Annotated in this window: 17 protein-coding genes and 3 tRNA genes; 15 read left to right on the top strand and 5 right to left on the bottom strand. The window is 70.6% G+C overall.

What is annotated here, in order from left to right; translation table 11 throughout:
- Positions 1 to 32 precede the first annotated feature (32 nt).
- Positions 33 to 842, top strand: coding sequence for a crotonase/enoyl-CoA hydratase family protein (locus AW274_RS28815; RefSeq protein WP_232320466.1), 810 nt, complete (start codon positions 33 to 35; stop codon positions 840 to 842).
- Here the strand turns inward: AW274_RS28815 and AW274_RS28810 are convergent.
- The 3 genes from AW274_RS28810 to AW274_RS28800 form a co-directional block, all read right to left on the bottom strand.
- Complete coding sequence (locus AW274_RS28810) at positions 829 to 1,929, bottom strand: NAD(P)H-dependent flavin oxidoreductase (RefSeq protein WP_062438334.1); 1,101 nt, start codon at positions 1,927 to 1,929, stop codon at positions 829 to 831. The genes AW274_RS28815 and AW274_RS28810 overlap by 14 nt on opposite strands.
- Positions 1,930 to 2,005: 76 nt before the next feature.
- Positions 2,006 to 4,153, bottom strand: coding sequence for an acyl-CoA dehydrogenase family protein (locus tag AW274_RS28805; RefSeq protein ID WP_062438331.1), 2,148 nt, complete (start codon positions 4,151 to 4,153; stop codon positions 2,006 to 2,008).
- A gap of 58 nt (positions 4,154 to 4,211) precedes the next feature.
- A complete protein-coding gene (locus AW274_RS28800; protein ID WP_062438327.1) occupies positions 4,212 to 5,042 on the bottom strand; it encodes a hypothetical protein in 831 nt (276 codons plus the stop codon).
- Positions 5,043 to 5,138: 96 nt separating this feature from the next.
- Here AW274_RS28800 and AW274_RS28795 point away from each other — a divergent pair, with 96 nt between their 5' ends.
- From AW274_RS28795 to AW274_RS28785, 3 genes are all read left to right on the top strand, one after another.
- Positions 5,139 to 6,224: a S1C family serine protease gene (locus tag AW274_RS28795; protein ID WP_062438324.1), complete on the top strand. Its 1,086-nt coding sequence runs from the start codon at positions 5,139 to 5,141 to the stop codon at positions 6,222 to 6,224.
- A gap of 55 nt (positions 6,225 to 6,279) precedes the next feature.
- Positions 6,280 to 7,308, top strand: a complete 1,029-nt coding sequence (locus tag AW274_RS28790) for an adenosine deaminase (RefSeq protein ID WP_062438322.1) — start codon at positions 6,280 to 6,282, stop codon at positions 7,306 to 7,308.
- 152 nt (positions 7,309 to 7,460) lie between these two features.
- Entirely contained in the window at positions 7,461 to 8,210 is a 750-nt protein-coding gene (locus AW274_RS28785) for an SAM-dependent methyltransferase (RefSeq protein ID WP_232320464.1), read from the top strand.
- On the opposite strand, the gene AW274_RS28780 is transcribed toward AW274_RS28785, so the two are convergent.
- Positions 8,183 to 9,052 (bottom strand): amidohydrolase family protein, encoded by an 870-nt coding sequence (locus tag AW274_RS28780; protein ID WP_062438317.1) that lies wholly within the window; start codon positions 9,050 to 9,052, stop codon positions 8,183 to 8,185. The genes AW274_RS28785 and AW274_RS28780 overlap by 28 nt on opposite strands.
- A 13-nt stretch (positions 9,053 to 9,065) precedes the next feature.
- Positions 9,066 to 9,779, bottom strand: a complete 714-nt coding sequence (locus AW274_RS28775) for an SDR family oxidoreductase (RefSeq protein ID WP_062438315.1) — start codon at positions 9,777 to 9,779, stop codon at positions 9,066 to 9,068.
- Between the two features lie 62 nt (positions 9,780 to 9,841).
- Between AW274_RS28775 and AW274_RS28770 the strand changes: the two genes are divergently transcribed.
- From AW274_RS28770 to AW274_RS28720, 11 genes are all read left to right on the top strand, one after another.
- Positions 9,842 to 10,471, top strand: a complete 630-nt coding sequence (locus AW274_RS28770; RefSeq protein WP_083974983.1) for a DUF899 domain-containing protein — start codon at positions 9,842 to 9,844, stop codon at positions 10,469 to 10,471.
- Positions 10,472 to 10,727: 256 nt separating this feature from the next.
- A tRNA-Leu gene (locus tag AW274_RS28765) sits at positions 10,728 to 10,801 on the top strand.
- A gap of 14 nt (positions 10,802 to 10,815) precedes the next feature.
- Positions 10,816 to 10,888, top strand: a tRNA-Glu gene (locus AW274_RS28760).
- A 10-nt stretch (positions 10,889 to 10,898) separates the two neighbouring features.
- A tRNA-Glu gene (locus AW274_RS28755) sits at positions 10,899 to 10,972 on the top strand.
- Positions 10,973 to 10,990: 18 nt separating this feature from the next.
- A complete protein-coding gene (locus AW274_RS28750) occupies positions 10,991 to 11,392 on the top strand; it encodes an NUDIX hydrolase (RefSeq protein WP_062438312.1) in 402 nt (133 codons plus the stop codon).
- Between the two features lie 118 nt (positions 11,393 to 11,510).
- Entirely contained in the window at positions 11,511 to 12,854 is a 1,344-nt protein-coding gene (locus AW274_RS28745) for an extracellular solute-binding protein (protein WP_062438309.1), read from the top strand.
- A gap of 3 nt (positions 12,855 to 12,857) precedes the next feature.
- Entirely contained in the window at positions 12,858 to 13,772 is a 915-nt protein-coding gene (locus tag AW274_RS28740; protein WP_062438306.1) for a carbohydrate ABC transporter permease, read from the top strand.
- Positions 13,769 to 14,596: a carbohydrate ABC transporter permease gene (locus tag AW274_RS28735; RefSeq protein ID WP_062438302.1), complete on the top strand. Its 828-nt coding sequence runs from the start codon at positions 13,769 to 13,771 to the stop codon at positions 14,594 to 14,596. The genes AW274_RS28740 and AW274_RS28735 overlap by 4 nt, the downstream gene beginning before the upstream one ends.
- On the top strand, positions 14,593 to 15,552 hold the full coding sequence (locus AW274_RS28730; RefSeq protein WP_062438299.1) for an N-acetylglucosamine kinase: 960 nt from the start codon (positions 14,593 to 14,595) through the stop codon (positions 15,550 to 15,552). Before AW274_RS28735 ends, AW274_RS28730 begins: the two co-directional genes overlap by 4 nt.
- Positions 15,549 to 17,345, top strand: coding sequence for a glycoside hydrolase family 9 protein (locus AW274_RS28725; RefSeq protein WP_062438296.1), 1,797 nt, complete (start codon positions 15,549 to 15,551; stop codon positions 17,343 to 17,345). Before AW274_RS28730 ends, AW274_RS28725 begins: the two co-directional genes overlap by 4 nt.
- Positions 17,346 to 17,364: 19 nt before the next feature.
- Complete coding sequence (locus tag AW274_RS28720) at positions 17,365 to 18,561, top strand: ROK family transcriptional regulator (RefSeq protein ID WP_198169472.1); 1,197 nt, start codon at positions 17,365 to 17,367, stop codon at positions 18,559 to 18,561.
- Positions 18,562 to 18,839 lie beyond the last annotated feature (278 nt).

The raw sequence follows: 18,839 nt of genomic DNA, 5'->3' as shown, positions 1-18,839 counted from the left end.
ATCTTCGAGGGTCGGCGTCGGACAGTACGTACGTGGAACGCCTGCCGATCAGCACCCCGCACTGCCGTGTCGACCGCGACGGCCACGTCGTGATCGTGACCATGGACCGCCAGGAGGCGCGCAACGCCCTCTCCACCGACATGCTCGTCGGGCTGGCGGAGGCCTGGACGTACATATCCGAACAAGACGACGTCAGGGTCGGCATCCTGACCGGCGCGGGCGGCACGTTCTGCGCCGGCGCCGACCTCAAGGCCATGGCGAATCCGAGCGACGACGAACGGGTTCGCGCCAGGGCCGCCGAGATCCCCAACTACCACTGGCGCGGCCTGCTCCGCGAGGCCATGCCGACCAAACCGATCATCTGCGCCGTCGAGGGCTACGCCGTCGCGGGCGGCACCGAGCTGCTGGTCGGCACCGACCTGCGGGTGGTCGCCGAGAGCGCGACGCTGGGCCTGTTCGAGGCCAGGCGTGCGCTGTTCCCGATGGGCGGCAGCGCGATCAGGCTGGCCCGCCAGATCCCCTACGCCTTCGCGATGGACCTGCTGCTCACCGGCCGCGCGGTCGGCGCGCACGAGGCGCAGCGCATGGGCCTGGTCAACCAGGTCGTGCCCGACGGCCAGGCGCTCGAAAAGGCCCGCGAGCTGGCCGACGCCGTGGCCGCCAGCGGGCCGCTCGCGGTGCGGGCGATCCTGCGGGCCTACCGCGACACGATCGGGCTGCCGGAGGAGGAGGCACTCAAGGTCTCCGACGCCCTCGGCTGGCCCGTCATCGGCAGCGAGGACGCCAAGGAGGGGGCCCGTGCGTTCCGGGACAAGCGGCCCGCCCGGTTCACCGGTCACTGATGGCCTTCAGCCGCTCCATGGCCTCGATGTAGCCCTCGACGAGGTCGAAGACCACCTGCCTGGCCGGTTTGACGTCGTTCATCGTGCCGATGATCTGACCGGCCGGGAAGGTGGCCAGCTCCTTGGCGTCCGACCGGCCGATGCGCCGCAGCGCGTCGCTGACCAGCATGAACTGGAGCGGCATCGGCAGCGTGCCGGGCGAGTCGGCGGCCTCCCACGCGTCGGTCCACTCGTTCTTGAGCAGCCGGGCGGGCTTGCCGGTCCACGACCGCGACCTGACGGTGTCGCGCGAGGTCGCCGCGAGGATCTTGTCGCGGGCCGCCACCGGGGTGTCGGCCTCCTCGACGGTCAGCCAGATCGAGCCCGTCCAGACCCCTTCGGCGCCGAGGGCGAGCCCGGCGGCGACCTGCCGTCCGTCGCCGATGCCCCCGGCGGCCAGCACCGGCACGTCGACCGCGTCGACGACCTGCGGGATCAGCACCATCGTGGAGATCTCGCCGGTGTGCCCGCCGGCCTCGGTGCCCTGGGCGACGACGAGGTCGACCCCGACCTCGACCTGTTTGATCGCGTGCCGGGGGGTGGACGCCAGCGCGGCCACCTTCACGCCCTTGGCGTGGGCCATCTCGACCACGTCGGCGGGCGGCGGCCCGAGGGCGTTGGCGAGCAGCGCTATCGGATGTCGCAGGGCGACCTCGACCTGGGGGCGGGCGGTGGCGTCGGTCCAGCCGAGCAGCACCCGGCCGGCCGCGCCGTCCGACTCGGCCACGCCGTGGCGGGTCAGCAGGTCGTCGACGAACTTCCGGTGACCGTCGGGGATCATCCCCTGGAGCCGCCCGACGAGCTCCTCGGGCGCGAACTCCGCGCCCTCGTAGGAGGCGGGCATGACGACGTCGACGCCGTAGGGCTTGCCGTCGACGTGCTCGTCGATCCAGGCGAGCTCGGTCTCCAGCTCTTCGGGGGTGAAATAGAGGGCGCCGAGGACGCCCATGCCCCCGGCCCGGCTGACCGCGGCGACCACGTCGCGGCAGTGACTGAACGCGAAGATCGGGAACTCAAGGCCGAACATGTCGGCCGCGCGGGTCCGCATGTCCCGACGCTACAACCGAACTGCAACCTGTTCCAGGCCTTGAATCAGGCCCGGAACAGGTTTAGGTAACAGGTTCTTACTTGCCCGGCTCCGGGTCGCGGGGCAGGCCCAGCATGCGCTCGCCGATGATGTTGAGCTGCACCTCGGTGGTGCCGCCGTAGATCGTCATGGCGCGGGTGGCGAGGATCGCCCGGTTCCAGTAGCCGGCGTCGCCCAGCTTCCAGTCTGCCGCCGTCACGGCGGCCGGGCCGATCAGATTCACCGCGCACTCCGAGACGTGCTGCGCGTGCGAGGTCGACAGCAGCTTGCGCACCGACGCGTCGGCGCCCGGCTCGGTGCCGGCGAGCTGCTTCAGGGTGACCCGCAACGACAGGGCGTTGATCGAGTGGCCCTCGCAGACGACCTCGGCGAGCTCCTGCCGCTCGACCGGCGTCAGCTCGCGGCCGAGCCGCCCGGCCAGCCCGAGCAGGTCGGGCACCGACGAGCCGGTCCCGCCCGACCCCGACGACAACGACACCCGCTCGTTCGACAGCGTGTTGCGGGCCACCTTCCAGCCCTCGTTCACCGCGCCGACCACGAGCTCGTCGGGCACGAACACGTCGTCGAAGAAGACCTCGTTGAACAGGTTCTCGCCGGTCATCTCGGTCAGCGGCCGGACCGTGACCCCCTGGGCCTTCATGTCGACGATGAAGTAGGTGATGCCGTCGTGCTTGGAGCCCTCGCCGGAGGTGCGGGCGATGCAGATGCCCCACTCGGCGACGTGCGCCACGCTGGTCCAGATCTTCTGCCCGTTGAGCCGCCAGCCGCCCTCGACCTGCTCCGCCTTCATCTGGACGTTGGCCAGGTCGGAACCCGCCCCCGGCTCGGAGAACAGCTGGCACCAGATGAGCTCCCCGCTGAGGGTGCGGGGCAGGAACCGCTGCTGCTGCTCCTCGGTGCCGTACACGGCGATCGAGGGCACCACCCAGGCGCCAATGATCATCTGCGGCATCTTGATCCCGGCCGCCTTGATCTCCTGCTGGATCAGCACCTGCTCCAGCGGCGGGGCGCTGCGCCCCCACGGCGCCGGCAGGTGGGGCATCACGAACCCGGCCGAGGCCAGCGCCCGCTTCTGCTCGACCCCCTCCAGCGGGGCGACCTCGGCCAGTTCGGCGCGGATGCGCTCACGCAGCGGCTCGGCGTCTTCCGGCAGGTCGAGCCGCATCTCCCGGCTCACCCCCGCCAGGCTCAGCGCGGCGACCCGCTCCTTCCAGTCGGCCGACGAGCCGGTCAGCGCCCGGATCGTGAGGGCGCGGCGAAGGTAGAGGTGGGCGTCGTGCTCGAAGGTGTAGCCGATGCCGCCGAAGGTCTGGACGGCGTCCTTGGCGCACTGCACGGCCGCGTCGGGGGCCACCACTCCGGCGACGGCCGCCGCGTAGTCGCGCTCGTCGCCGGTGGCGCGGGTGGCGTCCCAGACGGTGGCGCGGGCCTGCTCCAGCACGACCAGCATGCGCGAGATCTTGTGCTTGATGCCCTGGAACTGGCCGATCGGACGGCCGAACTGCACCCGCACCTTCGCGTAGTCGGCGGCGGCGGTCACGCACCAGGAGGCCACCCCGATGGCGTCGGCGCCCAGCAGCACGGCGGCCAGGTGGCGCACGGTCTCGGCGGTCAGCCCGTCGAGCACCCGCGCCTCGGCGTCGGCCAGTTCGACCCGCGCGACGCCCCGGGTGAGGTCGAGCGCCGGGATCGGGGTCACCGTCGCGGCCGACGCCTCGACGACCACCCACGTGTCGCCCACCGGGAGCACCAGGACGTCGGCCCCCTCGGCGCCGAGCACCTGTTCGGCCACCCCGGAGACCCTGCCCGTGCCGGTCAGGTCGGCGTCGAGGGCGAGCGCGCCGGTCAGCGACCCGTCGGCCAGGCCCGCCAGCAGCTCACCGAACGCCTTGCTGTCGGACGCGTGGATCGCCGCACTGGCCAGCACGGTCGGCACGTAGGGGCCGGGCGCGATCTTCTCGGCCAGGGCCTCGACCGCCACGGCGGCCTCCAGCAGGCCGTATCCGGAGCCTCCCACGTCTTCGGGCAGGTGCAGGCCGAGCAGCCCCTGGTCGGCCAGGCCGGACCAGAACGGGGGCCGGCCGGCCGACTCGGCCCTGACGACCTGCGGCGTGACGTGACGCCGCGCCCACCCCGCCACCGACTCGCGCAGCGCTTCGTGCTCTTCGCTCAGCCCGATCGCCATCTGACCCCTCCACACTCGGCAATGTGGACAGAATCATATTCTAGAAGAAGCTTCGAGGCTACCGGGGGCGAACCGTCGCGAGCAGCACGTTCAGGTCTCTGCGCAGCTCTTTCCGCGAATCGGGCACCGAGGCGAAGAGCATCGCGGGCTTGCCGCCGGTCTTCACGAGCGCCACGACCGCCTCGGCGGTGCGCCGTTTGCCGCCGCTCTCCCAGGCCACCCGGTAGCCGAGCACCCAGCCGACGCCGTGGCGGGTGCGCTGCGAGGCGGTCCACTGGAACGTCGCCTCGCCGGGCTGGTAGCGGGTGACCGTCCAGCGGGCCGCCTTGGCGGTCAGGGCGCGCCACTGGGCGGCGGTCTTCGGGGTGCCGGGGTTCGCGCCGGGGATCGGGGCCGAGGCGATGATGGCCTGGCCGGCCCGCTGGCGGAACTGGAAGGGGTCGGGCTTGACCTGCTCCCAGGGGGCGGCGAAGGCGGCGTACACGATGCCCGAGCGGCGGTCGTCGACGAGGCCCGCGGTGGGCGTGCCCGTTCCCGCGTAGGTGGCGAGCACCTTGCCGGCCGGGGGCGCGGGTAACGAGAGCGGGCTGCGGCCGGGCGCGGGGGCCGTCGGCGTCGAGGCCGAGTCGGCGGCGGGCAGCACGGTCACCTCGCGGACCGGCTCGTCGGCCGAGAACGCGGAGAAGGCGAAGACCACGGCGGCGACCGTCACCAGCGCGGCGAAGACCGACCAGAGGACCCGCCCTCTGTTGCCGCCGGAGGGCGGCGGCGGGACGGGAGCGGGGGCCTGATCGACCTCGATGGGAGGGCGATAGACCGGTATCGGAGTGGTTGGCGCGTCGTAGGAGCGTGCCGACGGCCGGGCAGGGGTGCCGAGTTCGTCCGCCATGACGGCAGATTACGTCAGAATTCATGATCGAAGCCGGACGATGGCACGCTCCAACGGTGCTGGAATCCGGTGATCCACCTGGGTAGACAGGTGCGCATGGAATTCTCGCCGGTCATCACCCGGATCGCCGTCCTCGCCTGCCTCGCGGCGGCGGCGGGCTGTGCCAACTCGTCGCCCGGTACGGCCACGGCGACCCCGTCAGCGCCTCCTTCGCCCACCGCGCCGGGCGCGCCGGTGACGCCCGCCCAGCAGGCGCTCGGCCTGGAATCGCTCTACGAGGACGTCATCCACCGGGTGCTCCCGTCGATCGTGCAGATCACCACCGGGAACGCCCTGGGCTCCGGCATCGTCTTCGACACCCAGGGCCACGTCGTGACCAACGCCCACGTGGTGGGCGACGCCCGCGACTTCGAGGTCACCGTCCCGACGGGGGGCGCGGCCCGCAAGGCCACCCTGGTGAGCTCCTTCCCGGCCGGCGACCTGGCCGTCATCAAGGTCACCGACCCGCGCGGGCTGACCCCGGCGGTGTTCGGCGACTCGACCAAGCTCCGCGTGGGCCAGATCGTACTGGCCATGGGCAACCCGCTCGGCTTCTCCGGCACGGTCACCTCGGGCATCGTCTCGGCGCTCGGCCGGACGGTCTCCGGACCCCGCGAACGCGGCGTGCCGGGCGCGACCATCACCAACGCCGTCCAGACCTCGGCCCCGATCAACCCGGGCAACAGCGGCGGCGCGCTGGTCGACCTGCACGGCCAGGTCATCGGCATCCCGACCCTGGGGGCCAACAACCCGCAGGAGGGCCCCGCCGACGGCATCGGGTTCGCCATCCCGAGCGCCACGGCGACCGACATCACGCGGCAGATCGTCCAGAACGGCCGGGTGGTCAACACCCGGCGCGCGGCTCTGGGCGTCGAGGTGGGGACGGCCATCGGCCGGGACGGAGAGCCCATGGGCGTCCAGGTCGGCGCGGTCACCAGGAACGGCCCGAGCCAGCGGGCCGGCATCCGCACCGGCGACGTCATCACCAGCGTGAACGGCAAGTCGACCGAGGACACCGCGACCCTGAGCGAGGTGCTCGCGACGCTGAAGCCGGGCCAGAAGGTGCCCGTCGTGGTGCGTCGCTCGGACGGCACCCAGACGACCGTCCAGGTGACGCTGGGCGAACTTCCGGGCGGAAGCTGACAATTCCATGTAAGAAGTTGGAAGTTCGATCGGGCCGGTTGTTACGGTCGGTCACGTGACATCAGATCTCGACTCCTTCATCGCCGGTCTGCCCAAGGCGGAGCTGCACGTCCACCACGTCGGCTCCGCCTCCCCCCGGGTGGTGGCCGAGCTCGCCGCCCGCCACGAGGGCAGCACCCCCGTGCCCGCCGACCCCGACCGGCTGGCCGAGTTCTTCACCTTCCGCGACTTCACCCACTTCATCGAGGTGTACGTCTCGGTCCTCAACCTGATCCGCGACCCAGAAGACCTGTGGCAGCTCTTCTACGGGGTCGGCCGCGACCTGGCGGCGCAGAACGCGCGGTACGTCGAGCTGACCGTGACGCCGTACACCCACCTGATCAACGGGTTCGCCCCGGAGCAGTTCTGCGAGATCATCGAGGACGCCCGCGCCCGGGTGCTGAGCGACCACGGCCTGGCCTTCAAGTGGATCTTCGACATCCCCGGCGAGCTGGGTCTCCCGGCGGCCGAGAGCACCCTGCGGATCGCCCTCGACCAGCGCCCCGACGGCCTGATCGGCTTCGGGCTCGGCGGCCCGGAGGTCGGCGTGCCGAGGAAGCAGTTCGCCCCCTACTTCGACGCCGCCCGCGCCGAGGGCCTCCACTCGCTGCCGCACGCCGGGGAGACCACCGGCGCCGAGACCGTGTGGGAGGCGCTGCGCGAGCTGAAGGCCGAGCGCATCGGCCACGGCATCGGCAGCGCCGGCGACCCCGCGCTGCTGGCGCACCTGGCCGAGCACCAGATCGCGCTGGAGGTCTGCCCGACGTCCAACGTCTGCACCCGCGCGGTCGGCTCGCTGGAGGAGCACCCGCTGCCCGAACTGGTGAAGGCCGGCGTGCTCGTCACGATCAACTCCGACGACCCGCCGATGTTCGGCACCTCCCTCAACCAGGAGTACGCCGTCGCCGCCCGCCTTCTTGGCCTCGACCGCGCGGGAATCGCCGAACTGGCCGGGAACGCGGTCCGCGCGTCATTCCTGGACGAAACCGGAAAACGCGCTCTGCTGTCCGAAATAGCGGAATACACCGGTAAACAACAGCACTAACACGTCATCGGCGATCAAGGGGTCTATGCTGACCGGAGCCGCGACCCTCCCTTGGAGACCTGATGTCGGAGCCGAAGAACTTATTGCCCTGGGCGTCCCCGCGTGACGAGAACGCCCCCAGAATCGACACGTCGATCCCCCATTCGGCGCGCGTGTACGACTATTGGCTGGGCGGCAAGGACAACTTCGAAGCCGATCGCAAGGTCGCCGAGGGCACCGCCGCCGTCTCGCCGGGCATCGTCCAGGGGGCCAGGGACAACCGCGCCTTCCTCGGCCGGGCCGTGCGGTACCTCGCCGAGCAGGGCGTCACCCAGTTCCTCGACATCGGCACCGGCATCCCCACCCAGGGGAACGTCCACGAGGTCGCCCAGCAGATCAACCCGGCGGCGCGGATCGCGTACGTCGACAACGACCCCATCGTCATGACGCACGCCCGCGCCCTGCTGCGCGGCACCCGCGAGGGCCGCACCTGCTACGTCGAGGCCGACCTGCGCGAACCGAAGTCGATCCTCGAACACCCCGAGATCAACGACGTCATCGACTTCGGGCGGCCCGTGGCACTGGTCATCGTCGGCACCCTGATGTTCATCGCCGACGAGGAGGACCCGGCCGGGCTGGTCCACCAGTTCACCGAGGCGCTGGTCCCGGGCAGCCACTTCGCGGTCAGCCACGTGACGGCCGACTTCTTCCCCAAGGCCGTCGGCAACGCCGCAGACGCCTACCGGTCGTCCAAGCTGGGCTTCACCCCGCGATCCAGGGAACAGATCAGCGAGTACTTCGAGGGCTTCGAGCTGGTCGAGCCGGGCATGGTGCCGGTCGCCCTGTGGCGCCCCGACGAGGACCTCGAACTGGCCTCCGGGCGCGAGCACGGCGCCTACGGCGCCATCGGCCGCAAGATCTGAATCCCGTTGCCGTAGAGCACCGCCCGGAGCCAGTCGTCGCCGAGGTCGAGCCGCACCAGCGCGGCGACGGCCTCGGCGTAGTCGTAAGGGATGTTCGGGAAGTCGCTGCCGAAGTAGATCCGGTCTGTGACGTCGAGCAGGCGTGACCGCTCGGCCGGCGGGAACGGCCAGCCCTTCTCGGTGAACTCGGTGAACGCCATCGTGGTGTCGAGGCCGACCCCCGGGAACCGGGCCGCGAGGTCGAGGAACGCGCCGTATTCGGGCAGCCCCATGTGCGCCACGACGACCCTGAGCCGGGGATGCCGTTCGAGCACCCCGGTGATGGGTCCGGGCCCGGTGAACCGGCCCGGCACCGGCCCCGACCCGCAGTGGGTGACCACCGGCGTGCCCGCGTCGGCGATCATCCCCCAGACCTCGTCGAGCAGCGCGTCGCGGGGGTCGTACTCGCCCACCTGCAGGTGGGCCTTGAACACCCGGGTCCCGCTCTCCAGAGCCTCCCGTACGTAGTCTCCCGCCGGCTCCTCGGGGAAGAAGGTCGCCGTGAGGGCGCAGCCGGGGGTGGCGGCGGCGAACTCGCGGGCCCACGCGTTCAGCCAGGCGGCCATGCCGGGCTTGTGGGGGTAGATCATCGAGGTGAACGCGACCACCCCGAACTCGCGCAGCCTGCGCACGTGGTCGGCGGGGTCGTTGCCGTGGGCGATCGGCCAGGAATATCCGAGGTAGGCCTCGGCGCCGGCGAAGTAGGCCTGCACCTTGTCGAGCACCCGCTGGGGCATGAAGTGGGTGTGGACGTCGACGATTCCCGGCAGCCGCAGCCCCTGCCAGATCTCCCGCACCGACATGCCGGACAGTCTGTCAGACGAGGGTGATGCCCCCGTCGACGGTGAGCACGATCCCGGTCGAGTAGTGCTGCGTCATCAGGTAGAGGTAGGCCTTGGCGACGTCCTCGATCTCGCCGACCCGCCCGGCCAGGCTCGTGTCGGCGATCTCCTGGTACATCTCCTCGACGTGCAGCGTGCCCTGCCACAGGGGCGACCTGATCACGCCGGGGGCGACGCAGTTCACCCGTACGGGCGCGAACTCCACGGCCAGCGCCTTGGTCAGCGCCTCCAGCGCCCCCGAGATGGACGCCGGCCCGGCCCACCCGAACCCCGGCCGGTCTTTGGCCACCCCGGCGGTCACGATGATGCTGCCGGTGTCGGGCATCCGGCTGCGGGCGGCCTTGGCGGCGGCCAGCGCGCCGAAGAAGCGGATCTGGAAGTACTCCTGGGCCACCGCGATGTCGAGGTGCTCGATCGGGGAGATGTAAAGGGGCTCCCCGGCCGTGTAGACGAGGTGGTCGAGGCGGCCGATCCGGCCGACGACGTCCTCGATGGCGTCGGGGTCGCTGAAGTCGGCGACCTCCCCCCACGCGGAATCGGGCAACTCGTCGAGGGTGTGGCGCACGTTCTCCTCGCGGGAGGAGACCACCACGACTTCGGCCCCCTGGGCTGCCGACATCCGGGCCACCCCGAGCCCGATGCCGGAGGTACCCCCGAGGAGCACGACCCGCTGCCCGTCCAGTTCCATGTAGATCCCCCTTGACCTGCGCACCCTCGGTTTCTGTCATACCCATTGGGCAGAATCCGCCTATGAGCAAACCACCAGTCGTATCACCTGAAGAGTGGCAACTTGCCCGCGATAACCTCCTGAAAGCGGAAAAGGACGCCACCAGGGCCCAGGACGCCCTCGCCGCCCAGCGCCGCCGCCTCCCGATGACGGAGTTCCGCAGCGACTACGCCTTCGAGGGTCCTGAAGGCACCCGCACCCTCCTCGACCTCTTCGAGGGCCGCGACCAGCTGATCGTCTACCAGTTCATGGACAACGGCCCGCGCCACTTCTGTCCCGGCTGCACCAACTTCACCGACAACATCCCGGCGGGCGCCCTGCCCCGGCTGGCCGAGAAGGGCGTGAGCTGGGCGAACGTCTCCAACATGCCGCTGGCGCAGATCGAGGCTTACAAGGCCGAACGCGGCTGGACCGTCCCGTTCCTGTCGTCTCACGGCACGACCTTCTCCGACGACTGCGGCGCGGGGCGCGGCTTCATGGTGAGCGTCTTCCTGCGCGACGGCGACCGGGTCTACCGCACCTACAACACGACGGCACGGGGGGTCGACCGCCTGGTCTTCACCCACAGCGTGCTCGACCTGATGCCATGGGGCCGCCAGGAGGACTGGGAGGACTCTCCCGTGGGCTGGCCGCAATATCCGACCTACGGCTGACCGTCTCGGCGATGAGGCTCCGCCGACCTCATCGCCGCATTTAAATGATTCGCCCGGACCGTTGCAAATGGCTACGGTTTTCCACAACAGCCCGCCGCTCCGCACAAATCAGGAAAGGACGATCCGATGAACTCCGAACGTCTGCTCCTCCTGCGCCTGCGGCAGCGGCGATCCCCGGCTGAATGAATAGGGGAGACACCGCAGAGCCGCCAGGGACGTCCCCGGCGGCTTTTTCATTGCCGGAAACCATCACCAGGCCGCTCTAGCCCAACGGCAGGAGGCACCGTGCTCAGGACACGGGCAGTCGGGGTTCGAATCCCCGGGGCGGCACGCAGGAGACGCAGGGCCCGTTGGTCTAGTGGTAAGGACACCTGACTCTCACTCAGGAGATCACCGGTTCGAATCCGGTACGGGTCACGACAGGCACGCCCCGTTGGTCCAGCGGTCGAGGACGCTCGGCTTTCACCCGAGAGAACGCCGGTTCGAATCCGGTACGGGGTACGGAGCAGACTGGCATCCGTGAACAGCACCATCGACAAGATCGCCTGGATCTGCCTCCGCGACAAAAAGATCCTCGGCGTGCGGTCCCACGGCAAGGACGCCTACTACGTCCCCGGCGGCAAGCGCGAACCCGGCGAGACCGACCTCGACACTCTGACCAGGGAGATCCGCGAGGAACTCACCGTGACCATCGTCCCGGGCACGGCCACCCTGGTCGGCGTCTTCGAGGCGCGGGCCCACGGCCGGGCCGACGGCGTCACCGTGCGGATCACCTGTTACACCGCCGACCACGAGGGCGAGCCGACGCCGGGCGGCGAGATCGCCGAACTCGCCTGGCTCTCCTACGCCGACCACCCCCGCGTCTCCGCGGCCAACCAGGCCGTCTTCGACCACCTCAGGGAGACCGGCCGCCTGGCCTGAGAGGGCCTGTCACGACTTGATGTCGCCTCTTGACCCGCCTATTGGGCCGTCCTAGGGTCCATTGAAAGTTAGGAAGACTTACTAACTTGCCTAATGCTCAGGTCATAGGAGGCACCACGTGCGCTCTCTCCCCCTCGCGGCAGCCGGGCTGCTGGCCCTGACGCTGACCGCGTGCACCGCGGGCACCACCGCGCCGCCCGCCCTCGGCGCCAAGCCCACGACCACCTCGACCGACCCCGCCGCCCTGCCCGCCGCCACGCTGGAGTTGTGGCACGGCTTCTCCACCGACGTGGAGACCAAGGCGTTCGAGGACGCGATCGCGGGCTTCACCAAGAAGTTCCCGCAGATCAAGGTGGTCGCGAAGAAGGGCATCCAGGACGACCAGATCACCCAGGCGATCCGCGGCGGCCAGGCGCCCGACGTGGCGGCGTCGTTCACCACCGACAACGTCGCCCAGTGGTGCAAGAGCGGGGCGTTCCAGGACCTCACGCCGGTCATCGCGCAGGACGGCATCGACCTGAACGTGCTCCCGGCGGCGTCGCGGACGTACACGGAGTTCGAGGGGAAGCGGTGCACGATGCCGCTGCTCGCCGACGCCTACGGCCTCTACTACAACAAGGCCCTGATGAAGGGCGAGCAGCCGCCCAAGACGTTGTCGGAGCTGACCGCGCTGGCCAAGAAGCTCACCGTGCGCGACGCCCAGGGCAACATCGAGGTTGCCGGGTTCATCCCGAGCTTCCAGTACTACGAGAACTCCCCCAGCCACCTCGGGCCGATGGTCGGCGCGAAGTGGTACAAGGACGACGGCACCTCGGCCATCGGCTCCGACCCGGCCTGGAAGCAGCTGCTCCAGTGGCAGAAGGAGCTCGTCGACTGGTACGGCTACGACAAGCTGGAGAAGTTCCGCAAGGGCCTGGGCGACGAGTGGGGCGCCGAGCACCCCTTCTTCGAGGGCAAGGTCGCGATGGTCCTCGACGGCGAGTGGCGCAACGCCATGATCGCCGCCGACCCCGAGGCCAAGGACATGGACTACGGCACCGCGCCGATGCCGGTCGCCGACGACAAGCCCGACCTCTACGGCAGCGGCTTCACCGCCGGCACCGTCATCGGCGTGCCGAAGGGCGCCAAGCACCCGCAGCAGGCCTGGGAGCTGGTCAAGTACCTGACCACCGACACCCAGTCGCTGGTCACGCTGTCGAACGCGCTGCGCAACGTGCCCACCACCAAGGCCGCCATGGACAGCCCCGACCTGGCCGAGGACGAGCGGTTCGCCACCTTCCTCGACATCTTCGCCCACCCGAAGACCTCGACCCTGCCCGCGAACGTCAACAGCGTCTTCAACCAGGACGCCTTCTCCACCTTCCTGATCCAATGGGAGAAGGGCGCGGTCAAGGATCTGGACGCCGGCCTCGCCGGGGTCGACAAGCGCATCGACGACAAGATGAAGTTGTCCGGAGGCTGATCGATGGCCTTCACCCGCCGGGAGGGCGTGCGCGCCCTCCTGTGGCTCTCCCCCTGGCTCGTCGGCATCGCGATCTTCTTCGTCTATCCGCTGGCCTCGACCGTCTACTTCTCCTTCTACCGCTACGACCTGTTCACGCTGGAGTTCATCGGCCTGGACAACTGGCGGTACGCCTTCTCCGACCCGCGCCTGCTGCAGTCGGGGCTCAACACCCTGTGGCTCGTGGTCTTCATGGTCCCGGCGCAGGTGCTCTTCGCCCTGGGCGTGGCGCAGCTGCTGACCAAGATCAAGAGCGGGTCGGGCATCCTGCGCACGCTGTTCTACCTGCCGTCGCTGGTGCCGACGGTGGCCGGCACGGTCGCCTTCGTCTACCTGCTCAACCCGGCCACCGGCCCGGTCAACCAGGCCCTCTCGTGGATCGGCATCACCGGCCCCGACTGGTTCGGCAGCGCGGCGTGGGCCAAGCCCAGCCTCACCCTGCTGGCGTTGTGGGGCGCGGGCAACACCGTGATGATCTTCCTGGCCGCGCTGCTCGACGTACCGAAGCATCTGTACGAAGCCGCCGCCATCGACGGCGCGGGGGCGTGGCGGCAGTTCCGCAACATCACCCTGCCGGTCATCTCCCCGGTGCTGATGTTCTCGGCCGTCACCGGCGTGATCTACGCGGTGCAGTACTTCACCCAGGCGATGATCGCCTCCCGGGTCGCCTCGGGCGCGACCGACTCGGCCGGCACCAGCTTCACCCCCGGCTACCCCGACGGCTCGCTGCTCACCCTTCCCCAGCACCTGTTCCAGACCGGGTTCCGTGACTGGTCGATGGGCCTGGCCTGCGTGTACGCCCTCATCCTGTTCGCCGTCTCGATGGTGTTCACCCTGGTGCTGCTGCGCCAGTTCAGCCGGGCGGAGGCGACCTCGTGAGACGCCGCCGCGGCCTGGTCTGGATCGCCCAGCACGCCATCGCCATCGCCCTGTCCCTGATGTTCCTCGGCCCGGTCGTCTTCATCGTGCTCACCGCGCTCATGACCGACGAACAGGCCCTCACCAGCCGCCTGTGGCCCGACCAGTGGAACTGGGGCAACTTCGCCGAGGTGATCGCCCGCTCCGAACTGCTCACCTGGACCGCCAACACCTTCATGTACGCCTCGCTCGCGACGATCTTCATGCTGGCGTCGTCGATCCCGGCGGCGTACGCGTTGTCGCGGTTCCGGTTCCGGGGCAGCAAGGTCGCGTTCCTCGTGGTGATCAGCGCGATGATGCTGCCGCCGCAGGTCGTCGCGGTGCCGATCTACCTGGTGTGGGCGCGGCTCGGGCTGACCGACTCGCTCTGGCCGCTGATCCTGCCGATGTTGTTCGGCGACGCCTTCTCGATCTTCCTGCTGCGCCAGTTCCTCATCACGATCCCGCGCGACTACACCGACGCGGCGCGTGTCGACGGCTGCTCCGACCTGCGCATCCTGTTCACGATCATCCTGCCGATGGCCCGCCCGGCCATCGCCGCCGTGGCGCTCTTCTCGTTCTTCTACTGCTGGAACGACTACTACGGGCCGCTGCTGTACGCCGGAGTCGACCAGGAGGGCTGGACCCTGTCGCTCGGGCTGGCCACCTTCAAGGCCTTCCACAGCGTGCAGTGGAACCTGACCATGGCGGCGACCCTGCTGGTGACCGCGCCGGTGATCGTCGTCTTCCTCTTCGCCCAGAAAGTCTTCATCGAGGGCGTCACGCTGACGGGGGTCAAAGGGTGAGGACGCTCCTCGCGGTCGACGGGGGCAACAGCAAGACCGACCTCGCCCTGGTCGCCGAGGACGGCACGGTGCTCGCGACCACGCGCACCGGCCCGTTCCTGCCGCAGAGCGCGGGCGTCGAGGCGGCCGTCGACGTGGTCGACCGGGCCGCCCGCGACCTGCTGAACGACGGCCCGGCCGACGTGCTGGCCGCCTACCTGGCCGGGGCCGACTTCCCGTCGGAGGAGGAGGCGCTGCGCGCGGAGTTCCTGCTGCGCGGCTGCGCCAAGGAGGTGACCGTCGCCAACGACGTGTTCGCCGTGCTGCGCGCCGGGACGTCCCGCTCGTGGGGGGTCGCGGTGGTGTGCGGGGCCGGGATCAACGCCGTCGGCGTCGGCCCCTCGGGCGAGACGGCGCGTTTCCCGGCGCTCGGCCGGCGCAGCGGCGACTGGGGCGGCGGCGAGGAACTGGCCGACTGGGTCCTGTGGCACGCCGCCCGCATGGAGGACGGCCGGGGGCCGTCGACCGCGCTGGCCGAGCTGGTCGCCGGGCACTTCGGCACGGCCACCGTCGAAGAGGTGGTGCTGTCGCTTCATTTCGGCGATTTGTCCCCCGCTAGGCTGCATGAGCTCGTACCGGGCCTGTTCACCGTCGCGGCCGGCGGCGACCCGGTGGCCCGGGAGGTGGTCGCCCGCCAGGCCGAGGAGGTCGCGGTGATGGCGCGCGTCTGCCTCCACCGGCTGGGCCTGCTCGGCGTGGACGCCGAGGTGGTGCTCGGCGGCAGCGTGCTGACCGCGAAGGACCCGTACATGCACGGACTGATCGAGGCCGCGATCGGCGCGAGCGCACCGCGCGCGCGGGTCGTGGTCGGCACCCTCCCCCCGGTCGCGGGCGCCGCCCTGGCCGGACTGGACCTGCTCCACGCGGACGAGTCCGCGTACACCCGTGTTCGTGAACGTTTCAGGAGGAGCGAATGACCAGGCTGTTCCCCGCCGCCCTCGCACTGGCGCTGGCGACGTCGATCGCCGCCGCCCCGGCGTGGGCCGACACCACCCCGTCCCACGTCCGGGTCGACCAGGTGGGCTTCCTGCCGGGCGAGAGCAAGCACGCCTATCTGATGACGAGCGGCGCCGGCGGCCGCTTCACCGTGGTCGACCACCACGGCCGGACCGTGCTCAAGGGCCACGCCGGCCGCGACCGGGGCGCCTGGAACAGCGGGTACCCGCACGTCTACGACCTCGACGTCTCGAAGCTGCGCACCCCCGGCCGTTACCGGATCAAGGCCGGCGGCACCACCTCGGCCGAGTTCCAGATCGCGCCCAAGCACAACCCGGCCGCCGACATCCTGGGCTTCTTCGGCCTCCAGCGCGACACCACCCACCACAACGACCGCGCGGCCTCGGTCTACGACTGGCCGACGTTCACCGGCCCCGACACCGACCAGACCAAGGGCGAGCTGAAGAAGGTCGGCGGCCCGGTCGACGTCGAGGGCGGCTGGTTCGACGCGGGCGACTACCTGAAGTTCACCCACATCCTGTCGTACGTCGACACCCTGCTCTTCGCCGCCCAGCGCGACGGGAAGGTGCACACCGCCGCCCTGCGCGACGAGGCGACCCACGGCCTGAAGTACCTCGACAAGATGTGGGACGAGAAGACGAAGACCCTCTACATCCAGGTCGGCGTCGGCGCCGGCAACGAGGAGGGCACGTTCATCGGCGACCACGACATCTGGCGGCTCCCCCAGGCCGACGACACCGACACCGCCGAGGGCCACCAGTTCATCCGCAACCGCCCGGTCTTCCGCGCGGCGGACCCCGGCCAGCCGATCAGCCCCAACCTCGCGGGCCGCACCGCCGCCGCCTTCGCCCTGGCCGCCCAGCTGGAACCCGACCGCAGGAAGGCCGCCCACCTGCTCGACCAGGCCGCCTCGGTGTACGCGATGGCCAAGACCACCGACGTCGGCCAGCTGGTGACCTCGCTCCCGCACGCCTTCTACCCCGAGGACGTCTGGCGCGACGACATGGAACTCGGCGCCACCCAGATGACCCTCGCCGCCCAGCGCCTGCGCGACCCGAGAGCGACCGCGTGGCTGGCCGACGCCGCCCGCTGGGCCCGCGGCTACCTCGACGACGACCAGGGCGACACCCTCAACCTGTACGACGTCAGCGCCCTCGCCCACGCCGACCTGGTGACCGCCATGCGGGCCGCCCGCGCCAAGGGCCTGGCCGTCTCGGAGGCCGACCTGATCGCCGGCCTGAAGGCCCAGCTCGACATCGGCACCGCCCGTGCGGCCAAGGACCCGTTCCGCGCCGGCGCCCAGCACGACGAGTTCGACTCCGTCCCGCACGCCTTCGGCCTGGCCGCCACCACCCACCTCTACCGCAAGGTGACCGGCGACCGCTCCTACGACGCCTTCGGCACCCAGCAGCGCAACTGGACCCTCGGCGCCAACCCGTGGGGCGTCTCCTTCGTGGCCGGCGCGGGCGCCAACTCCATCGCCTGCCCGCACCACCAGATCGCCAACATCACCGGCAAGCCCGCGACCGGCGCGGTCGTGAACGGCCCCAACAGCGCGAGCCTGTTCGACGACGGCCTCGGCGGCCACTTCGACGAGATGCCCCCGTGCCCGCCCAACGGCGTCGACGTCTACCAGGAGTTCACCGGCCACGGCAGCCGTTTCGTCGACGACGTCCGCAGCTGGCAGGCGTCCGAACCGGCCGACGATTTCGCCGCAATCGCGCTGTACGCTTTGACCCTCACGTCCTCATGATCATCGCCGCGGAGATGCAGTGAAGCCTCCCCTTCACGGGACCCCCAGCCTGATGCGCGCGATCAACGAAGGCCGGGCCCTCCGGGTCCTGCTCGACCGCGGCCCGCTGACCCGTCCCGAGATCGGCGAGCTCACCGGCCTCTCCAAGCCGACGGCCTTCCAGCTCCTGGCCCGCCTCCAAGAGGCGGGCCTGGTGGTGGCCGACGGCATCCGCGCCGGCCAGCCCGGCCCCACGGCGGAGATCTACCGCATCAACCCCGACGCCGCCTACGTCGCGGCCCTGGACGTCACCCACGACCGCATCAGCGTCCAGATCGCCGACCTGACCGGCACGATCAGAGGAGCACACACCCTCCCGCAGGGCACCCCCGATCCCCTGGTCGACCGCCTGGCCGCCGCCATCGCGGCGGCCGGCCCGCCGGGCCCGCTGCGCCGGATCGTCATCGGCGTGCAGGGCGCGGTCGACCCCACCACGGGCCTGCTGTCCTACGCCACCGACGAAGACCTCCCCGGCTGGCGCATCCCCGACCTCCTCCCGACGCTGCGCGAAGGCCTCGGGACGGAAGTCGACGTCGAGAACGACGTCAACCTGGTGGCCCTGGCCGAACAGGCCCACGGCGCGGCGGGCGACCACTCCGACTTCGTCCTCCTGTGGGCCGACGAGGGCCTGGGCTCCGCCCTGGTCATAGGAGGCCGCCTGCACCGCGGCTTCTTCGGCGGCGCCGGCGAAGTGGGCTACATGCCCACGCCGGGCGTCGCGACCGCCCGCGACGGCGGCCGCTTCGGCCACCACGGCTACCAGGCCCTGGTCGGCGGCCCCGCCGTCCACGACCTGCTCCGCACCTACGGCGTGGAGGCCCCCGACTTCTCCCGCGCCATGACCGCAGCCGTCGCCTTGTCCCAGGGCACCGACCGCGCGGCAGAAGAGGCCCGCGCGGGCCTCCGCCTGGTCGCCTCGCGCCTGGCCGTCGGCCTGGCGGCCATCGCCTCGGTGGTGGATCCGGGGTTGGTCGTGCTGACCGGCGGCCTCCCGACGGCGGGCGGCGAGGTGCTACGCGACCTGGTCGAACGCGAGCTCCACGCGCTGACGCACTCGCGCCCGCAGGTGCGGCTGTCGGCGCTGGAGGGAAACCCGGTACTGGCGGGCGCTTTGGAACTGGGCCTGACGTCGGTACGCGAGGAACTGTTCGAGGGCGTCCTGATCAGCCGCTCCTGACGTCTGTCACCCACCGCCGTGTCATCCGTCTCTGGCGGCGGACGTCTATTCCACCAAACCCGATGAGGCAACCACGCAGCGAGCCTGATCAGGAGGGTGCCCATGTCCCAAGTGGTGACCACAGCGCTCCCGACCTCCTCCTGACGGCCGGTGCAGGAGACGCCGAGCAGGTGGTGCACCTTCTCGCCGTCGGCGCTGAGCCGGGTGGTGCCGTCGAGCAGCCCGCCCGAACCAACCATGATCCTGGCGGCCTCGCACAGGGCGGGCCGTCCGATCCA

Origin of the sequence: Herbidospora daliensis (assembly GCF_001570585.1) — a bacterium.
GTDB classification, from domain to species: Bacteria; Actinomycetota; Actinomycetes; order Streptosporangiales; family Streptosporangiaceae; genus Herbidospora; species Herbidospora daliensis.
Note: the sequence above shows the minus strand (reverse complement) of the source record. Positions and strands in the feature narration are given on the sequence as shown.

Coding starts and splice junctions, on each gene's coding strand:
- AW274_RS28810 (WP_062438334.1), bottom strand. CDS start 1,929: ATGCGGACCCGCGCGGCCGACATGTTCGGCCTTGAGTTCCCGATCTTC.
- AW274_RS28805 (WP_062438331.1), bottom strand. CDS start 4,153: ATGGCGATCGGGCTGAGCGAAGAGCACGAAGCGCTGCGCGAGTCGGTG.
- AW274_RS28800 (WP_062438327.1), bottom strand. CDS start 5,042: ATGGCGGACGAACTCGGCACCCCTGCCCGGCCGTCGGCACGCTCCTAC.
- AW274_RS28795 (WP_062438324.1), top strand. CDS start 5,139: ATGGAATTCTCGCCGGTCATCACCCGGATCGCCGTCCTCGCCTGCCTC.
- AW274_RS28780 (WP_062438317.1), bottom strand. CDS start 9,052: ATGTCGGTGCGGGAGATCTGGCAGGGGCTGCGGCTGCCGGGAATCGTC.
- AW274_RS28775 (WP_062438315.1), bottom strand. CDS start 9,779: ATGGAACTGGACGGGCAGCGGGTCGTGCTCCTCGGGGGTACCTCCGGC.
- AW274_RS28770 (WP_083974983.1), top strand. CDS start 9,842: ATGAGCAAACCACCAGTCGTATCACCTGAAGAGTGGCAACTTGCCCGC.
- AW274_RS28740 (WP_062438306.1), top strand. CDS start 12,858: ATGGCCTTCACCCGCCGGGAGGGCGTGCGCGCCCTCCTGTGGCTCTCC.
- AW274_RS28725 (WP_062438296.1), top strand. CDS start 15,549: ATGACCAGGCTGTTCCCCGCCGCCCTCGCACTGGCGCTGGCGACGTCG.